This is a genomic window from Marivita sp. S6314 (assembly GCF_023015985.1).
Taxonomy (GTDB): Bacteria; Pseudomonadota; Alphaproteobacteria; order Rhodobacterales; family Rhodobacteraceae; genus Marivita.
The window spans coordinates 523,089-541,003 of the sequence record NZ_JALKAO010000001.1 but is presented as its reverse complement, the minus strand read 5'-3'; the positions used below and the strand labels follow the sequence as shown (position 1 = coordinate 541,003).

The window sequence follows — 17,915 nt, the reverse complement described above, 5'->3', positions numbered from 1 at the left end:
CCTTAACCTGCCTGTCTGGGAGGACCTATGGCGCAGCGCGAACGGGCCTTGATGCCGGACTATCTGCGTCTTGTGGCGCTGTTTGGCATCGTGGTGGTGAATGTTCAGTTCATTGCGTTTTCCGCGCTGGTCAACCTGACCGATCCGATTGCAGAAACCCCGGCAGATGCGATCACGCTTTTGCTGGTCAACGGGCTGGCGCTTCTCAAGACCTACGGGTTGTTTTCCTTCATGTTCGGGGTGGGGCTGGGATTCCTCATGCGCTCTGCCGCGCGGCAAGGTCTGGCGTTCGGCACGCTCTATCGCAACCGGATGCTGGGGCTGGTGCTGCTGGGGGTGCTGCACGGATGCCTGTTCTTTCCCGGTGACATTCTGTTCATCTACGCGGTGACCGGGTCGATCCTGTATCTGTTCCGCAACTGGGAGGTGCGCCGCCTTGTCCGCGTGGGCACGGGGCTTGTGATCTGTCAGGTGGTGGTTGGCACGCCGCTGTTTCTGGCGCCGTCAGATATTCCTGCGGAGTTTCTGGACTTCGAACGCGCGGCCTTGGGCGAGGGCGGTTTCATCGACGCGGTGATTTTCCGCACCATCGGGTTTGCCGTCGTGATGCCCACGGCGTTGATCACGCAAGGGGTGTCGGCGCTGGGCTGGTTCTGCCTGGGCCTTGCGGCGGTGAAATCGGGCATGATTGATCAGGCGGATCATCCGTTGTGGCACCGCGCGCGGCGCTGGTGCCTGTTGCCCGGTGTTGCGCTGAGCCTGATCGGCTCTGCGCTTTGGCAATGGGGGCCCGCGTTGCCCGGCGCGGCACTGACCCTTGTCGTCGCGCCCGTGGCGACGCTTGGGTATCTGGGGGCGATTGCCGCTGTGTCACGACCACGGGGGCCGGTTATGGACCGCGCGCTGGCGGCGGGCGGGTCGAGCCTGAGCATTTACCTTGGGCAATCCATCATCCTGTCGACCCTGTTTTCCGAGTACGGGTTCGGGCTTTGGGAAGACCTGGGGCGCGGCACGGCAACGCTGGTTGCGATTGGGGTGACCGGAGCGTTGATCCTGCTGCTGACGCTGTGGCGGACGCAGGCGCGGCTTGGGCCGTTTGAATGGGTGCTGCGGCGGATCACCTATGCGGGGCAGGCGGCATCGCCGCCCACCTGAGGCGCGGCTTATTTTGACGCGTCGAAGATCTGGGTGATGTTGCTGCCAAGCGCCGTGTTAAACTCGGCATCGGTCATCTGATGCGTCAGACCTTCGGCCAGCGCACGCGAAAAGCTGGCGATCATATTGGTGTTGCGCGACAGGCGCGCGCAGGCGTCATCGGTGCTGTAGCCGCCCGACAGCGCGACCACGCGCAACACGCGGGGGTGGTCGGCCAGATCGACGTAAAGGCAGTCTTCGGACGGGATCGTGAGCTTGAGCATCACATTCTGATCGTCGTTCAACGCATTGAGATGGTTCAGAAGTTCTCCGTGCAGAATGTCTTCTGCTTCGGCCTTTGTGGGGCTGTTGATGTCAACTTCGGGTTCGATGATCGGCACAAGGCCCGCGGCGCAGACGGTCTTTGCGACCTCGAACTGCTGGGCGACAACCGCCTTGATCCCGGTGGCATCCGCTTCGTGGATCACCGACCGTTCCTTGGTGCCGAAGACCCCCATGGATTTGGCGTCAGCCAGAAGCGCCTCAAGGCCGGGCATCGGCTTCATTACTTGCGCGCCATCGGCTTTGTCCTCAAGCCCCTTGTCGATCTTGAGGAACGGTACAACACCCCGGTTTTCCCAAAGATAGGTTGGAACCGGTGTGCCATCGACCGTGTCGCGCATGGTGCGTTCGAACAGGATCGCGCCCAGCACCTTGTCCGATGTAAAGTCGGGGGCGGTCATGATGCGGCAGCGCATCTGGTGGATCAGGACGAACATTTCTTCATCGGTGCTGTAGGCGTCTTCGGAAACCCCGTAGAGTTTCAAGGCCTTGGGGGTCGAACCGCCGCTTTGATCAAGTGCTGCGATAAAGCCTGCGCCGGTTGCGATACGCTCTGCCATGGCGGTGTTGGTCATTCGAAATCCCCAGATATGCGTGCTGTGTTGCGCGTGTCCTAAAACAGGTGGCCGAAAAAAGATAGTGGATATTCAGGTGGTTAGCGCTAACGCAGCGTGGCGTGGAGCCAGATTCCGTCTTTCGCGCGCACGGTCAGATGGGCCACAGGTTGCGGTGCCTTGCCCGCCACCGGTGACAGGCTTACGGCGCGCAGCAGCATCGACAGCAAGAGCGGCCCTTCGGCCATCGCAAACCCCGCGCCGGGGCAGACGCGGGGGCCGGTGCTGAACGGCATATAGGCGTCGCGGATGGATTGCTTGCTTTCGGGCATCTGCCAGCGCGCGGGGTCGAACACATCCGGGTCGTCCCAAAGGCGCGTGTGGCGGTGCAGGTGCCACGGGCTAAGCACCAGTTGCGCGGCTTTGGGGATGGCGCGTTTGCGGAATGTCTCGGGCCGGGTGGTTTCGCGCACCATCATCGGAACCGGGGGATAAAGCCGCAGCGTTTCGCGGAACACGTCGCGGCTGGTGGTCAGGCGTTTGACGTCTTTCGGGGTTGTCAGGTGCTGCGCCTCGTCCGCGATGGCGGTCTGCCATTTCGGGTCTGCGGCACAGAGATAGAGCGCCCAGGCGAGCGCGCTGGCGCTGGTTTCGTGTCCGGCAAGAAAGAAGATCGCGACCTGATCAACCATGTCCTTCACGGTGAAGGTTTCGCCCGTTTCCGGGTCCGGCGTGGTCATGATGCGGGTGGCCAGATCGTCCGGCGCGGTGCCGTTCCTGATCTCTTGCATCCGCCGGTGGGTGAGGTCGGTGATAAGCGCGCGGATGCGCGTGGCGGCGGCTTTGGTGTCTGGCTTGTGGAACCGTGGCATCCACCGGGGCAGGGGCACAAAGGCGGCCAGGTTCAGGATCGGCTGCGCGCGTTGGTAGCGGCGAAATTCGTGGAACACGGCGCTGGCGGTGGCGTCTTCGATGGGCAATGAGAACAGCGTGCGAAAGATCACGTCGGCGGCGGCATGGCTGGTGATCTCTTCGATCTCGACCTCTGCGCCGCTGCCGATCTGGTCCAGCACCCGCGCGACCATCGCGTTGCCCGCGTCCCACATGGCAGGCAGGCTATTGGCCAGACGTCCGCGTTCAAAAGCCGGATCAATGATGCGGCGTTGCTTTTCCCATGTCGCGCCATTGGTCAGAAACACCGCGTTGCCCAGAAGCGGGCGCAGACCTTCGCCGATGCGGTTGGATTTGGGAAACTCCGAAGGCCGGTCTTTCAGAATGGTGCGCAGCAGGGCCGGGTCATTGGCAAGATAGGACCGAAAAAACGGCGTGCGAAATTCGGCCATCCACGCGCGGTAAAGCCGTTCGGGCTGCGCCGACAGGATATCGCGGCGAAACAGGCGCATATAGCGCCACAGCGACACGCGGTCGGGGCGGGATGGTGGTTTGGGGGCGATCACGGTGTGGTCGAGGTGTATTTCGACACGGGCACATCAATCCGGCTTTTCGACGGGGGGCGTCCGGCATAGCGGCGACCCAGCGTCATCGGACCTGCGGTGATCTGGAAATAGTCATAATCCAGGGGCTGCTGGAAGGCGCAGAGATACTGGAAATGCAGCTTGAAGAACTTGCGCCGCATCTTTTCCCATTCAACCTCCCCCATGCTGCGCGAAAATTGCGCCGAGAACACCAGCGGCCATTGCTTGTCGCGGGTGGCCACACCGGACGTGCCGACCGGATCGCAGAGCGCATAGGAGCATCCGTCGCCGGGGGCGGTGACATCGACCCACACGATCTCGTCGCGTTCCGACAGGAACTGCAGGTCGGCGCGCAGGCGATGGGCGTCGGGCAGGAAAGACACCATCGGGATCACGTGGCCGAGGCTGAGAAAGGACAGCGCTGTGGGTGGGTCGGGCATGTCGCGCAAAAGATCGGCCAGGATGGACACCGCCAGATGCGCGCCCGAGGAATGGCCGACCACCAGCACTTCGTCATAGTCCTGCAACAGGGCCGATGCGATCTGGCCACGAAACAGGTCCATCCGGTCCTGCAACGGTTTTGGGGTTGCGCCCTTGCGGCTGGCGGAAAAGGCAAAATCATGCATCAGGTAATAGGCATAGATCTTACGGTCCTGCGCCTTGAACCAGCGTAGGATCAGGACAACGATTACAAAGAACGGCGTCCAGTAGAGCAGCGCCATCCCCCAGCGGGTAACCGCGCCATCGCCCAGCAGCCAAAGAGCGGCGGCCTGAAACAGGGTGCTAAGACCCCAGCCCACCAGATGCGCCACCAGAAGGGCGGCAATCAATTGCAGGATCAGCACCCCGATCGGGTAGAGCGCCGCGATCAGAGGACCTTTGGGCAGGACCGCCAGACGCCGCAACGTGCCGGACGCGATATAGGTCCAGCTGGTGCGGACAAGTTGCCAATAGGTGCCCGGGATCGTGTTCGACATGCTGGAGCGCACGATGTCGGACCAGATCAGAACTTCGAAATCCGCCTCGACCCGTGTGTCGTCAAACGACCCGGAGGCCTGCCAGCCATACCCGTCGTCCTGCGGTTGGGCCGACACGCGCAACCCGTAGCCCGAAATCTCGGCCTGTTTTGCGCCTTCCTTGCGGTAAAGTTCGCGGTACCGGCGCGGCGGGAACGGGTCATAGCCGGGGATATAGAACACCTTGCGTCGGCGCACGTGTTGGGACGAAGCGGGCATGGGCGAACTGCTCAATTGTGTTTTGCGCAGTGTACCACTGGCACGCAAATGCGCCAATTGTTTGGTGGTTTTGTCGTGTGGCGGGCTATGTGTTCTGCATGACACCACGAATGGGACGCCCATGACCGACATCCTCAATATCCTTGCCGCCCTTTTGACCATCGGGTTCGGCGCGTTCGGATTTCTGGCCCCGAAATTCACCGCAAGCGCGCTTGATCTCGCGCCGGATGGGTCGAATATGGGCTATTCCGAAATGCGCGCCTCGGTCGGCGGGTTGTTCGTGGGGGCTGGACTTGCGTGCCTGATCATCGGCGCGCCCTTGGCTTACGCGATGCTTGGCTTTGCCTATGCCGGGGCGGCGACGGGCCGGGCGGTGTCGCTGCTTATGGACAAGCCGCCCTTTGCCAAGGCGTTTTTGTACTTTGCGATTGAGGCTGCGCTGGCCGCGTGGCTGGTGTTTGCCAATCTGTAACGGCCTAGCGCACCACGTAGACTGACACCGGGGCATGGGACGCAACGTGGCCTGCGTTTGAAGACAGGAAATAGTCTTTCATGCCTGGCATGTGGCTGGCCATGACGATCAGATCGCAGCCCGTGTCCTTGGCCGCGGTGATGATATCGGCTCCGACATTCAGATGCAGATCGCTGCGCAGGGCAACATGTGCCGAGATGTCGACACCGTGCGTTTTGCCAAGATCGTCTGCAAACGCGGTCAGGCGATCCGCCATTTTCTCACCTTCGGTTGTGCGTGATGTGGTGGGGACGGCGTCCACCACGTCGACAAAGATCAGAGCTGCGGAATTGGTCTTGGCTGTGTCTATGGCAAGCGTGATGGCTTTGGTCAGCTTGTCGGTATTGTCCATATCGACCGGTACGAGAATGCGTGAATACATCTTTCCCTCCCATGGCTGGGAACAGTGTACTACGCAGTCTCGGTCCTGTGTTGATATCGATCAAAGTTCTGACGAACCATGGCGTCTCGACTTGGCGCGTCTGGCGGCGCATCGCCTTGGGATAATCCGGTTTTTCGTGTTGGCCTGTGAGTCTTTAAAGTCGCTTGGTCTGTCAGGGCAGTCCGATAACCTCACCCTCGCGGATCACCGCCGGATCGTAAGCCTGGCGGGCGAAGACATCGCGCACCATCGGTTCAAAATGCGCCAGCGGTTTCATTGGGTAGTCGGGATCAAACGAGGATTGATCCCAGCGTTCGCAGAAATCGGCGCAGGACTGGAAACAGGGGTGATCCTTGAACCGGTCCCGCGCGTTGCGGTCCCAGCCATAATGGTGGCCGTAATAGAGCATCTGGAAAATGCCGTGGTGTTCGACCACCCATGCGACTTCCCAGCGTACGAACGGGCGGATCACCTCGGCTGAGAAGCGGTCGTGGTTCTGCGGGGCAAGACCGTCGCCCACATCGTGCAACAGCGCGCCGACGATCCAGTCAATGTCCGCGCCATCGGTTTCAGCGCGGGTGGCCGATTGTAGGCCGTGCTGTAGGCGGGTGATGCGGTAGCCTTCCAGCGTGGCTTCGCCTTGCCTGCGTAGTTCATCCAGCACGCGGTCCGCGGTCAGGCCCAGATAGGGTTTCTCAAGTTCCTCAAGCAACAGGTAGTCGTCTTTGGTGCCGTCTTTCATCTGGGTGAAGGAAACCGTGCGGTCGGATGTCATATCTGGCTGTCCCCTGGCTGGTGGGGGCCAGCATTGCCGCGAATGATCGCAAAAACAAGGTTCGGCATTCTGCGATTGGACCTTGAAATCGCCGGGCAAACACCCGATATCTAACCTGTCTTCGCAAGAGGACTATGGACATAAACGCGCGTTCAATAAGCGGCTCGGACCCGGGGGCGGTACCCGGCGACTCCACCAAATCCCTGTCATTTGCAGGAACATGGGGTCGAAATAGGATCGACGAACGTCTAAACACGTTAGCTTTGTCTCGGTGAGATACCACCGTTATCGGTTCACATAGTATAGTTGCAAATGACAACAATGCTCCGGTCGCAATGGCTGCGTAAGCAGTCGGAGTTACCGAAAATTAAGCCCTGATGCCTAGCAGCGTCAGGCGGGGTTCGCAGGCACCTGGCAACAGAAGCCTGCACTTTCCTCTAATGCAGAGCAGTTTCGCATCGCCCGAAATGGCGTCGTTTATTCCTCGGGAATACCGACCGCCCTGTGGCAGTCTTTGAAGAGCTGCAGATGCGGGGGGTATTTGAAGGGCGTCGATGCCAATGGGTGTTTCAATGTCAGCCCAGGAATTATCTTCAGCAACTCATGCGCCATGCGTTTTGCATCGTCCAGTCGATCCGCACGCCAGTAAGAGTGCATCAGCGTGAACACGGTTGACCCGTAGGTGGGCGCCTCGTGGTAGGATTGCTCAAGCATTTCGACCGCTTCGCTTACCCGTCCGAGACCCAGAAGGATCGGCCCAAGCGCGCTGCGGACAAATCCGGTGTTCGGGTCCAGCGGATTAAGACGCAAGGCGCGTTCGATATCCCTCAGGGCGATGTCGAAATCGCCGACATAGGCATGCAGCCAGCCGGATGAACACAGCACGGTGACCGAGTTCGGGTTCAGCGCTTTGGCCTTGCGCATGCCAACCAGCCCAATCTCGGCCCCTTTATCAAGGTAAGCGAGGCTGTGCGCGGCATAGGTCAGGGACGTGGCATCGTCTGTGCCGCGATCAAGGATGGCGTAGGCGTCGGGCAGGATGTGCTTGGCATCATCCACGGAAAAAAAGCGCCCGCCGCAGGCAATGGTGTAGGCCCAGCAGCGCAGTGCGCGGGCGTAGAGGTAGTCGGGATCAAGGGCGACGGCTTCGTCCAGCATGGCAAAGGCGCGCTGAAAGTCGTCTGGCTTGGCTGTGAATCGCATCAGGGGTTCGACCTGCAAACAGATATCGTAGGCGCGCAGGTCGTTTTGGGGTTTTTCGCGGCTGCGCAGCGCTTCGGCGGACCGCAAGGTTGGTTCGATTGCGGCGGCCACACTTTCGGTAAGCCGGTCCTGAAGGTCAAAGATATCGTCGAGCGTGCCCGAGAACCGATCCGTCCAGATGGCGCGGCCCGTTGCGGCCTCGACCAGTTGGACCGAAATCCGCAGTGCCGAGCCTGCCTGCTGTACCGAGCCCTCAAGCACGTAGCGCACACCCAGCGCGCGCCCGACATCTGCCAATTGAACCGCTTCGCCCTTGTAGGCAAAGCTTGACGACGCGGCGATCACAAACAATCCGCCGATGCGGGTCAGGGCCCCGATCAGTTCGGTTGCGATCCCATCGACCAGATACTCTTGCGAGGCTTGCCCGGTCAGGTTGGCAAACGGCAAAACCGCCAGGGATGGCGTGTCCGGGAGGTCTGGACCTTCAGCGACCGGATCAGGCGTTTCGTTCAGGGCCAGTTTGTATCCGACGCCCGGCACTGTTGCGATGGACTTTGGCCCCAAGGCCTTGCGCAGCGCAGAGATCTGGACCGTCAGATTGCTTTCCTCAACCGCCAGACCGCCCCAAACACTTTCAAGAAGTTCGCCCTTTGTGACGACGCGCGCGCTGTGGGTGTTCAGATAGGCCAATACATCGAACGCCCGCGCGCCAAGCGACAGTGCCGCGCCGTTGAGGCGTGCGACACGGCTGGACGGGTCTATTGAAAACGTCGGGGCAGATGGGGGCATGAAAACTCGATGCAAAGTATGGCGTCACCTTACTGGATCACGTGGCTTTGCCAAGGCAGGCCATCGACCTGGGCGTTTGCGTTGACGCTGGCAACGATACGACGGTTTCGCTTGACCTAAGCCGGGAGGCAGTCATCTATAATGCCGATGCTGTGGCGCGCGCTTCTCATATGTCTTTGTCTGGCCCAACCGGCGCAGGCGTGTCGCACGGCGCTGATCCTCGCCATGGATGTGTCCAATTCGGTCGATCCCGGAGAGTTCCGGCTCCAGATCGACGGGTTGGCGACGGCCCTGCGCGATCCCGAAATTGCCGAAATCCTTGTGCGGGATCAGGTGGCGCTCAGTGTCATTCAATGGTCCGGGGTAGACGCGCAGGAGGTCAGTCTAGACTGGACGCAGATGCTGAGCCCGAGCCATGTGCAGTTGTTTGCAAATGCGGTGCAGCGTCTGCCACGGGCGTTCGTGATGTCGAACACCGCGCCCGCCGAGGCGATGAACAAAGCCCTGCGCCATTTTGATCGGGGTCCGGACTGCACGCGGCGTGTGATCGACATGTCCGGTGACGGCACGCCCAATGCCGGCGGCAAAGTGGGCCCGATCCGGCGTGCCGCCGAACGGGCAGGGGTGACGATCAACGGGCTAGCCATCGAAGGGCTGGGCCGCGCCATCACCAACTACTACACGCGCAATGTCATCACGGCGGACGGGTTCGTCGAAACCGCGCGCGGGCACCGCGATTACGCGCGTGCGATCCGTCGAAAAATCCTGCGCGAAATCAGCACGGTTTTCGGATAACGGTTTTTCGCCACTTGCCGAATTTAGCGGGTGTCCTGCTCTTTTGTTTTCCGTTTTATGCAATATGATTGAAAGCGACACGGGGGTTTTTGGCATGACGACTGGCATCAACTATGGACGTCTAATGCATCAGGCGATGCGGGGGCTGATCCGCAATGTGCTGGAGGATGTGCACAAGGACGGGCTGCCCGGAGAGCATCACTTTTTCATCACGTTCGACACCGGTCATCCGGATGTGGAGATCGCGGATTGGTTGTCGGACCGGTATCCCGGTGAAATGACCGTTGTGATGCAGCACTGGTTTGACAATCTGGAGGTGACCGGCGACGGTTTCGCGGTCACGCTGAATTTCGGCGATGCGCCTGAGCGGTTGTACATCCCCTATGATGCGATTCTCACCTTTGTTGATCCATCGGTCGAATTTGGGCTTCGTTTTGAAAGTTCGGACGAGGACTCGGCTGAGGACACCGCGCTTGTGCCCGCACCGCGGGCGGTGACGGATGTGGTGGAAACACCGGCCGCTGCGGAAGAGCCCGCCCCGGCAAAGAAAGAGGCGGATGTGGTCAGTCTGGACACGTTCCGCAAGTAACCTGCGCCAGTTTGGCGATTGCTCCGCGCGACCGATGCCGCTAAACGGCATGCAACCGTATACCGTAGGAGGCTCTCATGGCTCAGACCCGCACCGAATCCGACAGCTTTGGCCCTTTGGAGGTCCCCGCAGACAAGTACTGGGGCGCGCAGACGCAACGCTCGATCATGAACTTCCCGATCGGCTGGGAAAAGCAGCCGGTGGCGATTGTCCGCGCGCTGGGCGTGATCAAGAAGGCCTGCGCGATGGCGAACAAGGCGTCTGGTGATCTGGACCCGCGTTTGGCGGATGCGATCATTCAGGCGGCGGGCGAGGTTGTGGACGGCAAGTTCGACGACAACTTCCCGCTGGTCGTGTGGCAGACCGGGTCGGGCACGCAGTCGAACATGAACTCGAACGAGGTCATCGCGAACCGTGCGATTGAAATCCTGGGTGGTGTGATCGGGTCCAAGGACCCTGTGCACCCGAACGATCACTGCAACATGGGCCAGTCGTCGAACGATACGTTCCCGACCGCGATGCATATTGCGACGGCGATGATGGTGCGCGATGTGCTGATGCCGGGGCTGGAGAAGCTGGCATCGGGGCTTGAGCAGAAATCCGAGGAATTCAAGGACATCATCAAAATCGGTCGCACGCATACGCAGGACGCGACGCCGCTGACCTTGGGGCAGGAATTTTCCGGCTACGCGCATCAGATCCGGCAAGGGATTGCGCGGGTCGAGACGTGTCTGCCGGGGATTTACGAGCTGGCGCAGGGCGGTACCGCTGTTGGTACGGGGCTGAACACCAAGCAGGGCTGGGGTGAGACTGTTGCCGCGAACATGGCCGAGATCACGGGTCTGCCCTTTGTCACCGCGCCCAACAAGTTCGAGGCACTGGCGGCGCATGATGCGATGGTGTTCATGTCGGGCGCGTTGGCGACGGTGGCGGGGTCTTGCTACAAGATCGCCAACGATATCCGCTTGCTGGGGTCGGGGCCTCGCTCGGGCCTTGGCGAGTTGATCCTGCCCGAAAACGAGCCGGGATCGTCGATCATGCCCGGCAAGGTGAACCCGACGCAGGCCGAGGCTTTGACGCAGGTCGCGGCCCATGTGATGGGCAATGATGCGGCGATCAAGTTTGCAGGCTCTCAGGGTCATTTTGAACTGAACGTCTACAACCCGATGATGAGCTATAACCTGTTGCAATCCATCCAGCTTTTGGGCGACGCGGCGGACAGCTTTACCGAGCGGATGCTGCTGGGCATTCAGGCCAACGAGCCGCGCATCGACAAGCTGATGAAGGAATCGCTGATGCTCGTGACGGCGCTCGCGCCGACCATTGGCTATGACAACGCGACCACCGTGGCGAAAACGGCGCACAAGAATGGCACGACGCTGAAGGAAGAGGCCATTGCCTTGGGCTTTGTGGACGCCGAGACGTTCGACAAGGTGGTGCGGCCAGAGCAGATGATCGGGCCGAAGAGCTAAGACAACCGGGGCGTTTTAGAGCGCCCGCATAATTTGGTTTGGTTTTCGGAGGGCTTTCGCGGAATATCGCGGGAGCCCTTTGTTGTTTCCAAGACCTGTGTGACCGCCATGACCAAAGACCACGTTTCCATAAATCGCGATGTCTGGAACGACGACGCAAGCAACTGGGTCGCGATGGGAGAGCGTCTTTGGGTGTCCGATCCACAATGGGGGATTTGGGGGCTGCCGAACACGTCGCTCGCCCTGTTGCCCGAAACACTGGACGGGAAAGACGCCATCGAGCTGGGGTGCGGGACGGGCTACGTCTCTGCGTGGATGGCGCGGCGCGGGGCGCGCGCGACCGGGATCGACATATCGCGCGGTCAGTTAGAGACAGCGCGCACCCTGGCTGGCCAGCACAGCGCCGACATCACGTTCATCGAAGGCGATGCGGAAGCAACCGGGTTGCCCGATGCGTCTTTTGATTTTGCCATCTCGGAATACGGGGCCGCGATCTGGTGCCGCCCCGAGGTTTGGCTGCGTGAAGCGTGGCGGTTGTTGCGGCCCGGTGGCCAGCTTGTTTTTCTGGGCAACCATCCGCTGTCGATCATCTGTACGCCGCTGAATGGCGCGCCGTGTGACAGGACGCTGCACAGACCCTATCGCGGGATGTGGGGGGCAGATTGGACCGAGGTTGAAATCGACCCCAGCGGCGTGTGCTTTAACCTCACCTTTGCGGACTGGCTGGCGCTGTTTCGCGAGATTGGGTTCGTCGTGCGGGACTACAAGGAAGTCTGTGCGCCAAAGGACATGACTGAGATGCGATGCTGGGTGCCGGCGGAATGGGCGCATGACTACCCCAACGAGCAAGTGTGGTGGTTGGAAAAACCGGCTTAAGGGTTGGAGTGGGGCGCGGGGCACTGGAATTCCGGGCTGAGCCTTGTAAGTTCGGGGTATGAACAAAGTCACCAATCTCAACCAGTTTCGCAAAGCCAAGGCGCGGGATGACAAGCGCGCCAAGGCGGATGAGAACGCGGTGAAGTTCGGGCGGACGAAGGCTCAGAAAGACCTTGAGACTGCGCGGGCTGCGAAGGCCCAGCGTGATCTGGACGGCAAATCCACGACATGAGCGGGCGGCCGGTCAAGCGGTCTTTGACCCTGCGGGGGCATCGCACGTCGGTGTCTTTGGAAGACACGTTCTGGCGGGCCTTTCGCGATATTGCCGCAGAACGGGGGCAGCCGATCAACGCCTTGGCAGCCGAAATCGACGAAGGGCGCGGGATGGATGTGGGGTTGGCCTCGGCCATTCGGGTTTTTGTCTTGGCGTATTACCGCGATGGCCCGGCGGGGCGTGTGCCCTGAGACGCGCGACGCGATGTGACAAAAACAAAACCCCGCCGTTTCAGGCGGGGCTTGCCCTGGGGTAACGCTTGGGGGGAGAGCGTCACGCCCGGCGATTGATGGCGACTGTTCCCAGAAGCAAGTCGGTCAGACCTTGACCGCGCTCGGTCAGGAACATCATCGCAATCGAGATCAGTTGCAGCGGGAAGACCGACATCGACACAGTGTATCCCAGGGTGTGCATCAGCGCCTGCGAGAAGTCGAAGTATTCGCCCCGCTGGTCGCGGAATTCGATCGACATGAGGCGCATGCCCCAGGTGGCCGATCCGCCCGTGATGGTCGCCACGCGGTAGACGAAGCCGACCACCAGAAACATCAGCGGCAGGAAAAACAGCCCGATGAACGCCGTCATGACCACGGCCGGGATCACCAGCATCAGGATCAGCGCTGCGTCAATGACCCACGCAAGGCCGCGTTTGATGACCACGGAGTCGTAGAACTCGGGCTGGACCATCGGGTCGGGCAGGTTGGGGTAGGGGTGGGTCGCGTACATCGTTCAAAACCGTCTTTTGCTGTCCAGGGGTATAAAGTGGTCCCTGTACGGGACCACAAGGTGGTGTCGCGGATCAGGCGTCTTCGCTTTCACGCGCTTCTTTGGCCGACTTGGCGCGTTCGTCCATGAACTGGTCGAACTCGGACTTGTCTTTGGCTTCGCGCAGACGCTCCAGGAACGCTTCAAAGTTTTCCTGCTCTTCTTCGAGACGACGCAGGGTTTCGTTCTTGTAGGCATCAAAAGCCGTGTTGCCAGAGGACCGCATGGTGGTGAATTTGGGTGACATGCGGCGGGTGCTGCAGGATTTGCTGAACATGCGTTTGCTCCAGATCATATAGGCCAGAAGGGCCAGGCCGACGGGCCAGAAGAAGATAAAGCCAAGGACCATTGCTGCGATCCAGGCACCTTTGCCCTTGTTATCCAGCCAAGCCTCGGTGCGGGAAAACCAACCCTGACGGGCCGGAAGGGAAGCGGGGGCGGCGATGGTGCTCATGGTTAACTCCGTTGTTTGTGTGATGTGAATGTCTTTCACATTGAATAAATCGGGACTTTGGGCGGAGTTTGCAAGAGAGAATGTGAATGTTTTTTACATTTACTTTTATTTCGTAACAAAATCAGATGTTTGTGCGTTCGAAATTTTTGGAAGCACCGCCGGATCAAGCGGAAAAACATGCCGTGGGGTGCCCGCTGCGGCCCAAACCACGTCGAAATCCAGCAATCTGGGATCCAGCCAGGCACGGATCGGGGTCAGATGCCCGATAGGGGCGACGCCGCCGATGGCAAAGCCGGTTTGCGCCCGGATCAGCGTCGCATCCGCTTTGCCCAGCGGCTCTTGGGCGCAGGCAGACGCCTTGGCGGTATCGACCGTGTTGCCCCCTGCGGTCAGGAACAGCACCGCTTCGCCGCTGCTGTCGGCGCGGAAGATAATTGATTTCGCGATCTGGTCGAGGTGGCAACCAACGGCATCTGCCGCCTCTTGTGCCGTGCGGGCCTGCCCGACATCGCGGATGTCGGCGGGCAGTCCGGCGGCGTCCAGTGCGGCGCGCACGCGTTTCAGGCTTTTGCTCATGGGGACGGGCCTTTGGTGGAACGTATGTTGTGACTTTATTAGGGGGCAGAGCTTAGGATGCCACGACAAAACAGAAAAGCGACGATTGCCCATTGTATCGGGGCGGGGTCTCGCCTTATGTTGGGAACCAGCCCTGTCCGCGATGCGGTGTCCGGGCCAAGAGTTTCGCTATTCCGTATTTCGGCAAAGTGCCCTGGAGTCGGAATAGGCTGATACGGCCGCAAGGCCTTTTACAAACGCCTGACGCTTTATACATCAGGTTCGCAACGGATGCAGCCGGGTTCCGGCATGTATCGGAGAAGAAACGCGATGATACGCGCGCAAGACACGAGGCTAGAGCAACGGGGCACGTCGCCCCGGCCAGCCGCTGCGCCACCAATCGCCATGACAAGACACTGTTTATCCCATCTCGATCTACCGGATCGGAGGCGGCGAAAGCTGTGCAAACGGACTTTATGCCTAAGAAAATGCTTATCGATGCCACCCACGCGGAAGAAACCCGCGTTGTGGTGGTCGATGGAAACAAGGTCGAGGAATTTGACTTTGAGTCCGAAAACAAGCGCCAGCTTGCTGGCAACATCTATCTCGCAAAAGTAACACGGGTCGAACCGTCGCTTCAGGCGGCGTTTGTCGATTACGGCGGCAATCGCCACGGGTTCCTTGCGTTCTCGGAAATCCATCCGGATTATTATCAGATCCCTGTCGCGGATCGTGAAGCGCTGCTTGAAGAAGAGCGCGCCTACGCGGAATCGCAGGCCAAGCGCGACGAGGAAGACGAGAAACCGAAATCCCGCCGGGGGCGGGGTCGGGGCCGGTCCAAGGCGGCCAAGGCCGAAACGGATGATGCCGTCGCCACCAAAGACGTGTCGGACGAGATTTCCGGCATGGAAACCATTGACCTGACCGAAGATTCAGACAGCGCCGAAGGTCTGTCGCCGATGGAAACCGTTGCCGACACACCGGTGGACGAGCCCGACGAAGACGAGGCTTTGACGCAGGACACGGCAGAGGCGGATACATCATCTGACGACGCGTCGAGCGATGACGACGATGAGGATGACGAGGACAAGGCGCAGCCGTCGGACCGCGACGAGAGCATTGAATCGGTTGCCGATGACGACACCCAGGACGACATCCGTCCGAAGCGCAAGCCACGTCCCAAGCGCTACAAGATCCAGGAAGTGATCAAAGTGCGCCAGATCCTTCTGGTGCAGGTTGTGAAAGAAGAGCGCGGCAACAAGGGTGCTGCCCTGACCACGTATCTGTCGCTGGCGGGTCGTTACTGTGTGCTTATGCCGAACACGGCGCGTGGGGGCGGGATTTCCCGCAAGATCACCAACGCACCGGACCGCAAGAAGCTGAAAGAGATTGCCAACGAAATAGACGTGCCACAGGGCGCGGGTCTGATCATCCGGACGGCGGGGGCCAAGCGCACCAAGACCGAGATCAAGCGCGACTACGAATATCTGCAGCGCCTGTGGGAGCAGATCCGCGAATTGACGCTCAAGTCGATTGCGCCTGCCAAGATTTACGAAGAGGGCGATCTGATCAAACGGTCGATCCGCGACCTCTATAATCGCGAGATTGACGAAGTATTGGTCGAAGGCGAACGCGGCTACCGCATCGCCAAGGACTTCATGAAGATGATCATGCCGTCCCACGCCAAAAACGTTAAAAACTACATCGACCCGATGCCGCTTTTTGCGCGCCATCAGGTGGAATCGTATCTGTCGGGCATGTTCAACCCGACGGTGCAGCTCAAGTCCGGCGGGTATATCGTGATCGGTGTCACCGAAGCATTGGTGGCCATCGACGTGAACTCGGGTCGGGCCACGAAAGAGGGGTCCATCGAGGAAACCGCGCTGAAGACCAACCTGGAAGCCGCCGAAGAGGTGGCGCGTCAGTTGCGTCTGCGTGACCTTGCGGGCCTTATCGTGATCGACTTCATCGACATGGACGAGCGCAAGAACAACGCCGCCGTGGAAAAGCGCATCAAGGACAAGCTCAAGAACGACCGCGCTCGCATCCAGGTGGGCAGGATCTCCGGCTTTGGCCTCATGGAGATGAGCCGACAGCGTCTGCGTCCCGGCATGATCGAGGCGACGACACAGCCGTGTCCGGCCTGTCATGGCACTGGGCTGATCCGGTCTGACGACAACATGGCGCTGCAGGTGCTGCGCCAGATCGAGGAAGAGGGCGTGCGCCGCCGGTCGCGCGAAGTGCTGGTCCGGTGTCCGGTTTCCATTGCGAACTTCCTGATGAACCAGAAGCGCGAACATGTGGCGCAGATCGAAGCCCGCTATGGCCTGTCGGTGCGCATCGAAGGCGATGTGCACATGGTCAGCCCGGACTTCACGATGGAGAAGTTCAAAACCGCGACCCGGTCGGTTGCTGAGGCAACTGCGCCGGTCGTGTCGGTGGATACGTCCCTGATGGATCAGATCGACGAGGATGCGGCATCGGAAGACGATGACCAGACGGACGAGGTGGTCGAGGCGTCGGAAGATGACGATCAGAAGCCCAAGAAGCGCCGTCGTCGGTCGCGTCGGGGTGGTCGGGGCCGCAATCGCAACCGCGATCGTCAGGAAGATGGCGAGACCGGATCCGAGGCGGCGTCCGAAGGGAACGGTTCTGCACCGGACGAGTCGAGTGATGCGCCGGACGAGGCGGCAGAGGCCGCGTCTGATACGCCTAAGACAGACAGTGCGGACGGGACCGATGCTTCGGAAGAGGATGCGCCGGCCAAGCCCAAACGCACACGCAGCCGGACTCGCAAGCCGAAGGCAGATGCCCCTGCGGCAGAGGCAGAGGGCGCGGCCGAACCCGCTACCGATGCCGCTGTGACGTCGTCAGAGGCCCCCGCGGATGCAGCAAAGGAGGCCCCGGCCCCCAAGAAAACCCGCGCGCGCAAAACACCCGCGCGCAAGAAAAAGGCGGACGCAGAGGCTCCGGCTGACACCGAGGCGCAGGCAGACACGCCCGATGATGCGGCAGAAGACGCGGCACCGAAGAAAAAGCCACGGGCCCGCACGCGAAAGAAAGCGGAGCCTGTAGAGGGCGCGGAGCCCGCGTCAGACGCGGCTGAGAAGAAGCCCGCACGCCGCAGTCGGGCGAAGAAAGCTCCGACACCAGAGGCCGAAACAGTGGTCGCGGCAGAGGCGGTTGCAACAGCGGAGACCGTCGTTGCGGAAGCTGAAGCCCCTGCGCAGCCGGTTGCTGATGACGCGGTGGCACCTGCGGCGCCTGTCGCAGCGGACACGGTGGTCGCAGATGCGCCGGAGCCTGCAGCCCCCGCGCCCAACCCCGCGCCGGAACCGGCAGAGTCAGAGACAGCCACGGATGACGCGCCAAAGAAGAAGCGGCGGGGATGGTGGTCTCTGGGGCGCTGAACCTGATCGAAACCTGACAGAACGCCTCGTGATTTTCACGGGGCGTTTTGCGTTCAGGCCTTCTGAATCACCCAGACCATGTCAGGGCCGTCTTCCTGGCTGCTGACCAGTTTGTGACCGGCCTCATTGCAAAAATGCGGGACGTCCACGATGGCTGCGGGATCATCGGTGCGCAGCGTGAGTGATGCACCAGGGGGCAGACCCATCAGGCGCTTGCGGGCTTTGAGAACGGGCAGGGGACACAGCAGTCCGGTGGCATCAAGATCGTCAGTCATACGCACCGACTTAGGCGCAGTGCGGCGGTCTGTCCACCGGTCTGGCACGATCA

The 17,915-nt window shown here is 60.8% G+C and carries 19 protein-coding genes and 1 other RNA gene; 10 read left to right on the top strand and 10 right to left on the bottom strand.

What is annotated here, in order from left to right:
• Positions 1–27 precede the first annotated feature (27 nt).
• Positions 28–1,155: a DUF418 domain-containing protein gene (locus MWU54_RS02710; protein WP_247080596.1), complete on the top strand. Its 1,128-nt coding sequence runs from the start codon at positions 28–30 to the stop codon at positions 1,153–1,155.
• Between the two features lie 8 nt (positions 1,156–1,163).
• Here the strand turns inward: MWU54_RS02710 and MWU54_RS02705 are convergent, their stop codons facing one another.
• The 3 genes from MWU54_RS02705 to MWU54_RS02695 all read right to left on the bottom strand — a co-directional run bounded on the left by MWU54_RS02705 (position 1,164) and on the right by MWU54_RS02695 (position 4,740).
• Positions 1,164–2,051 (bottom strand): fructose bisphosphate aldolase, encoded by an 888-nt coding sequence (locus MWU54_RS02705; RefSeq protein ID WP_247080594.1) that lies wholly within the window; start codon positions 2,049–2,051, stop codon positions 1,164–1,166.
• An 86-nt stretch (positions 2,052–2,137) separates the two neighbouring features.
• On the bottom strand, positions 2,138–3,487 hold the full coding sequence (locus MWU54_RS02700; RefSeq protein ID WP_247080593.1) for a cytochrome P450: 1,350 nt from the start codon (positions 3,485–3,487) through the stop codon (positions 2,138–2,140).
• Positions 3,484–4,740: a hypothetical protein gene (locus tag MWU54_RS02695; protein WP_247080592.1), complete on the bottom strand. Its 1,257-nt coding sequence runs from the start codon at positions 4,738–4,740 to the stop codon at positions 3,484–3,486. Before MWU54_RS02695 ends, MWU54_RS02700 begins: the two co-directional genes overlap by 4 nt.
• A 121-nt stretch (positions 4,741–4,861) precedes the next feature.
• Here MWU54_RS02695 and MWU54_RS02690 point away from each other — a divergent pair, with 121 nt between their 5' ends.
• Complete coding sequence (locus MWU54_RS02690) at positions 4,862–5,212, top strand: DUF4345 family protein (RefSeq protein ID WP_247080591.1); 351 nt, start codon at positions 4,862–4,864, stop codon at positions 5,210–5,212.
• A 4-nt stretch (positions 5,213–5,216) separates the two neighbouring features.
• Here the strand turns inward: MWU54_RS02690 and MWU54_RS02685 are convergent, their stop codons facing one another.
• Both MWU54_RS02685 and MWU54_RS02680 read right to left on the bottom strand, forming a co-directional pair.
• Entirely contained in the window at positions 5,217–5,633 is a 417-nt protein-coding gene (locus MWU54_RS02685) for a universal stress protein (protein WP_247080590.1), read from the bottom strand.
• Positions 5,634–5,805: 172 nt separating this feature from the next.
• Entirely contained in the window at positions 5,806–6,408 is a 603-nt protein-coding gene (locus MWU54_RS02680) for an HD domain-containing protein (RefSeq protein ID WP_247080589.1), read from the bottom strand.
• A gap of 78 nt (positions 6,409–6,486) precedes the next feature.
• On the opposite strand from MWU54_RS02680, the gene ssrA reads away from it, so the two are divergent.
• Positions 6,487–6,840: a transfer-messenger RNA gene (gene ssrA, locus MWU54_RS02675) on the top strand.
• Positions 6,841–6,885: 45 nt separating this feature from the next.
• On the opposite strand, the gene MWU54_RS02670 is transcribed toward ssrA, so the two are convergent.
• Positions 6,886–8,400: a winged helix-turn-helix domain-containing protein gene (locus MWU54_RS02670; protein ID WP_247080588.1), complete on the bottom strand. Its 1,515-nt coding sequence runs from the start codon at positions 8,398–8,400 to the stop codon at positions 6,886–6,888.
• Between the two features lie 141 nt (positions 8,401–8,541).
• On the opposite strand from MWU54_RS02670, the gene MWU54_RS02665 reads away from it, so the two are divergent.
• The 6 genes from MWU54_RS02665 to MWU54_RS02640 all read left to right on the top strand — a co-directional run bounded on the left by MWU54_RS02665 (position 8,542) and on the right by MWU54_RS02640 (position 12,597).
• Positions 8,542–9,195 carry a DUF1194 domain-containing protein gene (locus MWU54_RS02665; protein ID WP_348647592.1) on the top strand — a complete coding sequence of 218 codons (654 nt, stop codon included), beginning with the start codon at positions 8,542–8,544 and terminating at the stop codon, positions 9,193–9,195.
• Between the two features lie 94 nt (positions 9,196–9,289).
• Positions 9,290–9,784 carry a ClpXP protease specificity-enhancing factor SspB gene (locus MWU54_RS02660; protein ID WP_247080587.1) on the top strand — a complete coding sequence of 165 codons (495 nt, stop codon included), beginning with the start codon at positions 9,290–9,292 and terminating at the stop codon, positions 9,782–9,784.
• Between the two features lie 77 nt (positions 9,785–9,861).
• The gene (gene fumC, locus MWU54_RS02655; protein ID WP_247080585.1) at positions 9,862–11,256 is read left to right on the top strand and encodes a class II fumarate hydratase; all 1,395 of its coding nucleotides are present in this window, start codon (positions 9,862–9,864) and stop codon (positions 11,254–11,256) included.
• A 108-nt stretch (positions 11,257–11,364) separates the two neighbouring features.
• A complete protein-coding gene (locus MWU54_RS02650; RefSeq protein WP_247080583.1) occupies positions 11,365–12,132 on the top strand; it encodes a class I SAM-dependent methyltransferase in 768 nt (255 codons plus the stop codon).
• Between the two features lie 58 nt (positions 12,133–12,190).
• Positions 12,191–12,364 (top strand): DUF4169 family protein, encoded by a 174-nt coding sequence (locus tag MWU54_RS02645; RefSeq protein ID WP_247080582.1) that lies wholly within the window; start codon positions 12,191–12,193, stop codon positions 12,362–12,364.
• The gene (locus MWU54_RS02640; RefSeq protein WP_247080581.1) at positions 12,361–12,597 is read left to right on the top strand and encodes a ribbon-helix-helix domain-containing protein; all 237 of its coding nucleotides are present in this window, start codon (positions 12,361–12,363) and stop codon (positions 12,595–12,597) included. The genes MWU54_RS02645 and MWU54_RS02640 overlap by 4 nt, the downstream gene beginning before the upstream one ends.
• A gap of 82 nt (positions 12,598–12,679) precedes the next feature.
• Here the strand turns inward: MWU54_RS02640 and MWU54_RS02635 are convergent, their stop codons facing one another.
• The 3 genes from MWU54_RS02635 to MWU54_RS02625 all read right to left on the bottom strand — a co-directional run bounded on the left by MWU54_RS02635 (position 12,680) and on the right by MWU54_RS02625 (position 14,198).
• Positions 12,680–13,129 (bottom strand): RDD family protein, encoded by a 450-nt coding sequence (locus MWU54_RS02635; protein ID WP_247080580.1) that lies wholly within the window; start codon positions 13,127–13,129, stop codon positions 12,680–12,682.
• Between the two features lie 73 nt (positions 13,130–13,202).
• Complete coding sequence (locus tag MWU54_RS02630; RefSeq protein ID WP_247080579.1) at positions 13,203–13,622, bottom strand: DUF2852 domain-containing protein; 420 nt, start codon at positions 13,620–13,622, stop codon at positions 13,203–13,205.
• Between the two features lie 105 nt (positions 13,623–13,727).
• The gene (locus MWU54_RS02625; protein WP_247080578.1) at positions 13,728–14,198 is read right to left on the bottom strand and encodes a YbaK/EbsC family protein; all 471 of its coding nucleotides are present in this window, start codon (positions 14,196–14,198) and stop codon (positions 13,728–13,730) included.
• A 455-nt stretch (positions 14,199–14,653) separates the two neighbouring features.
• Here MWU54_RS02625 and MWU54_RS02620 point away from each other — a divergent pair, with 455 nt between their 5' ends.
• Positions 14,654–17,587 (top strand): ribonuclease E/G, encoded by a 2,934-nt coding sequence (locus MWU54_RS02620; protein WP_247080577.1) that lies wholly within the window; start codon positions 14,654–14,656, stop codon positions 17,585–17,587.
• Between the two features lie 53 nt (positions 17,588–17,640).
• Here the strand turns inward: MWU54_RS02620 and MWU54_RS02615 are convergent, their stop codons facing one another.
• The gene (locus MWU54_RS02615) at positions 17,641–17,862 is read right to left on the bottom strand and encodes a sulfurtransferase TusA family protein (RefSeq protein ID WP_247080576.1); all 222 of its coding nucleotides are present in this window, start codon (positions 17,860–17,862) and stop codon (positions 17,641–17,643) included.
• Positions 17,863–17,915 lie beyond the last annotated feature (53 nt).

What these genes read in the sequence shown, in the direction of transcription:
- MWU54_RS02615 (WP_247080576.1), bottom strand. Translation starts at nt 17,862, where the DNA reads ATGACTGACGATCTTGATGCCACCGGACTGCTGTGTCCCCTGCCCGTT.
- MWU54_RS02665 (WP_348647592.1), top strand. Translation starts at nt 8,542, where the DNA reads ATGCCGATGCTGTGGCGCGCGCTTCTCATATGTCTTTGTCTGGCCCAA.
- MWU54_RS02625 (WP_247080578.1), bottom strand. Translation starts at nt 14,198, where the DNA reads ATGAGCAAAAGCCTGAAACGCGTGCGCGCCGCACTGGACGCCGCCGGA.
- MWU54_RS02705 (WP_247080594.1), bottom strand. Translation starts at nt 2,051, where the DNA reads ATGACCAACACCGCCATGGCAGAGCGTATCGCAACCGGCGCAGGCTTT.
- MWU54_RS02695 (WP_247080592.1), bottom strand. Translation starts at nt 4,740, where the DNA reads ATGCCCGCTTCGTCCCAACACGTGCGCCGACGCAAGGTGTTCTATATC.
- MWU54_RS02660 (WP_247080587.1), top strand. Translation starts at nt 9,290, where the DNA reads ATGACGACTGGCATCAACTATGGACGTCTAATGCATCAGGCGATGCGG.
- MWU54_RS02670 (WP_247080588.1), bottom strand. Translation starts at nt 8,400, where the DNA reads ATGCCCCCATCTGCCCCGACGTTTTCAATAGACCCGTCCAGCCGTGTC.
- MWU54_RS02640 (WP_247080581.1), top strand. Translation starts at nt 12,361, where the DNA reads ATGAGCGGGCGGCCGGTCAAGCGGTCTTTGACCCTGCGGGGGCATCGC.
- MWU54_RS02650 (WP_247080583.1), top strand. Translation starts at nt 11,365, where the DNA reads ATGACCAAAGACCACGTTTCCATAAATCGCGATGTCTGGAACGACGAC.
- MWU54_RS02630 (WP_247080579.1), bottom strand. Translation starts at nt 13,622, where the DNA reads ATGAGCACCATCGCCGCCCCCGCTTCCCTTCCGGCCCGTCAGGGTTGG.
- MWU54_RS02690 (WP_247080591.1), top strand. Translation starts at nt 4,862, where the DNA reads ATGACCGACATCCTCAATATCCTTGCCGCCCTTTTGACCATCGGGTTC.
- MWU54_RS02645 (WP_247080582.1), top strand. Translation starts at nt 12,191, where the DNA reads ATGAACAAAGTCACCAATCTCAACCAGTTTCGCAAAGCCAAGGCGCGG.
- MWU54_RS02635 (WP_247080580.1), bottom strand. Translation starts at nt 13,129, where the DNA reads ATGTACGCGACCCACCCCTACCCCAACCTGCCCGACCCGATGGTCCAG.
- fumC (WP_247080585.1), top strand. Translation starts at nt 9,862, where the DNA reads ATGGCTCAGACCCGCACCGAATCCGACAGCTTTGGCCCTTTGGAGGTC.
- MWU54_RS02685 (WP_247080590.1), bottom strand. Translation starts at nt 5,633, where the DNA reads ATGTATTCACGCATTCTCGTACCGGTCGATATGGACAATACCGACAAG.
- MWU54_RS02710 (WP_247080596.1), top strand. Translation starts at nt 28, where the DNA reads ATGGCGCAGCGCGAACGGGCCTTGATGCCGGACTATCTGCGTCTTGTG.
- MWU54_RS02680 (WP_247080589.1), bottom strand. Translation starts at nt 6,408, where the DNA reads ATGACATCCGACCGCACGGTTTCCTTCACCCAGATGAAAGACGGCACC.
- MWU54_RS02620 (WP_247080577.1), top strand. Translation starts at nt 14,654, where the DNA reads ATGCCTAAGAAAATGCTTATCGATGCCACCCACGCGGAAGAAACCCGC.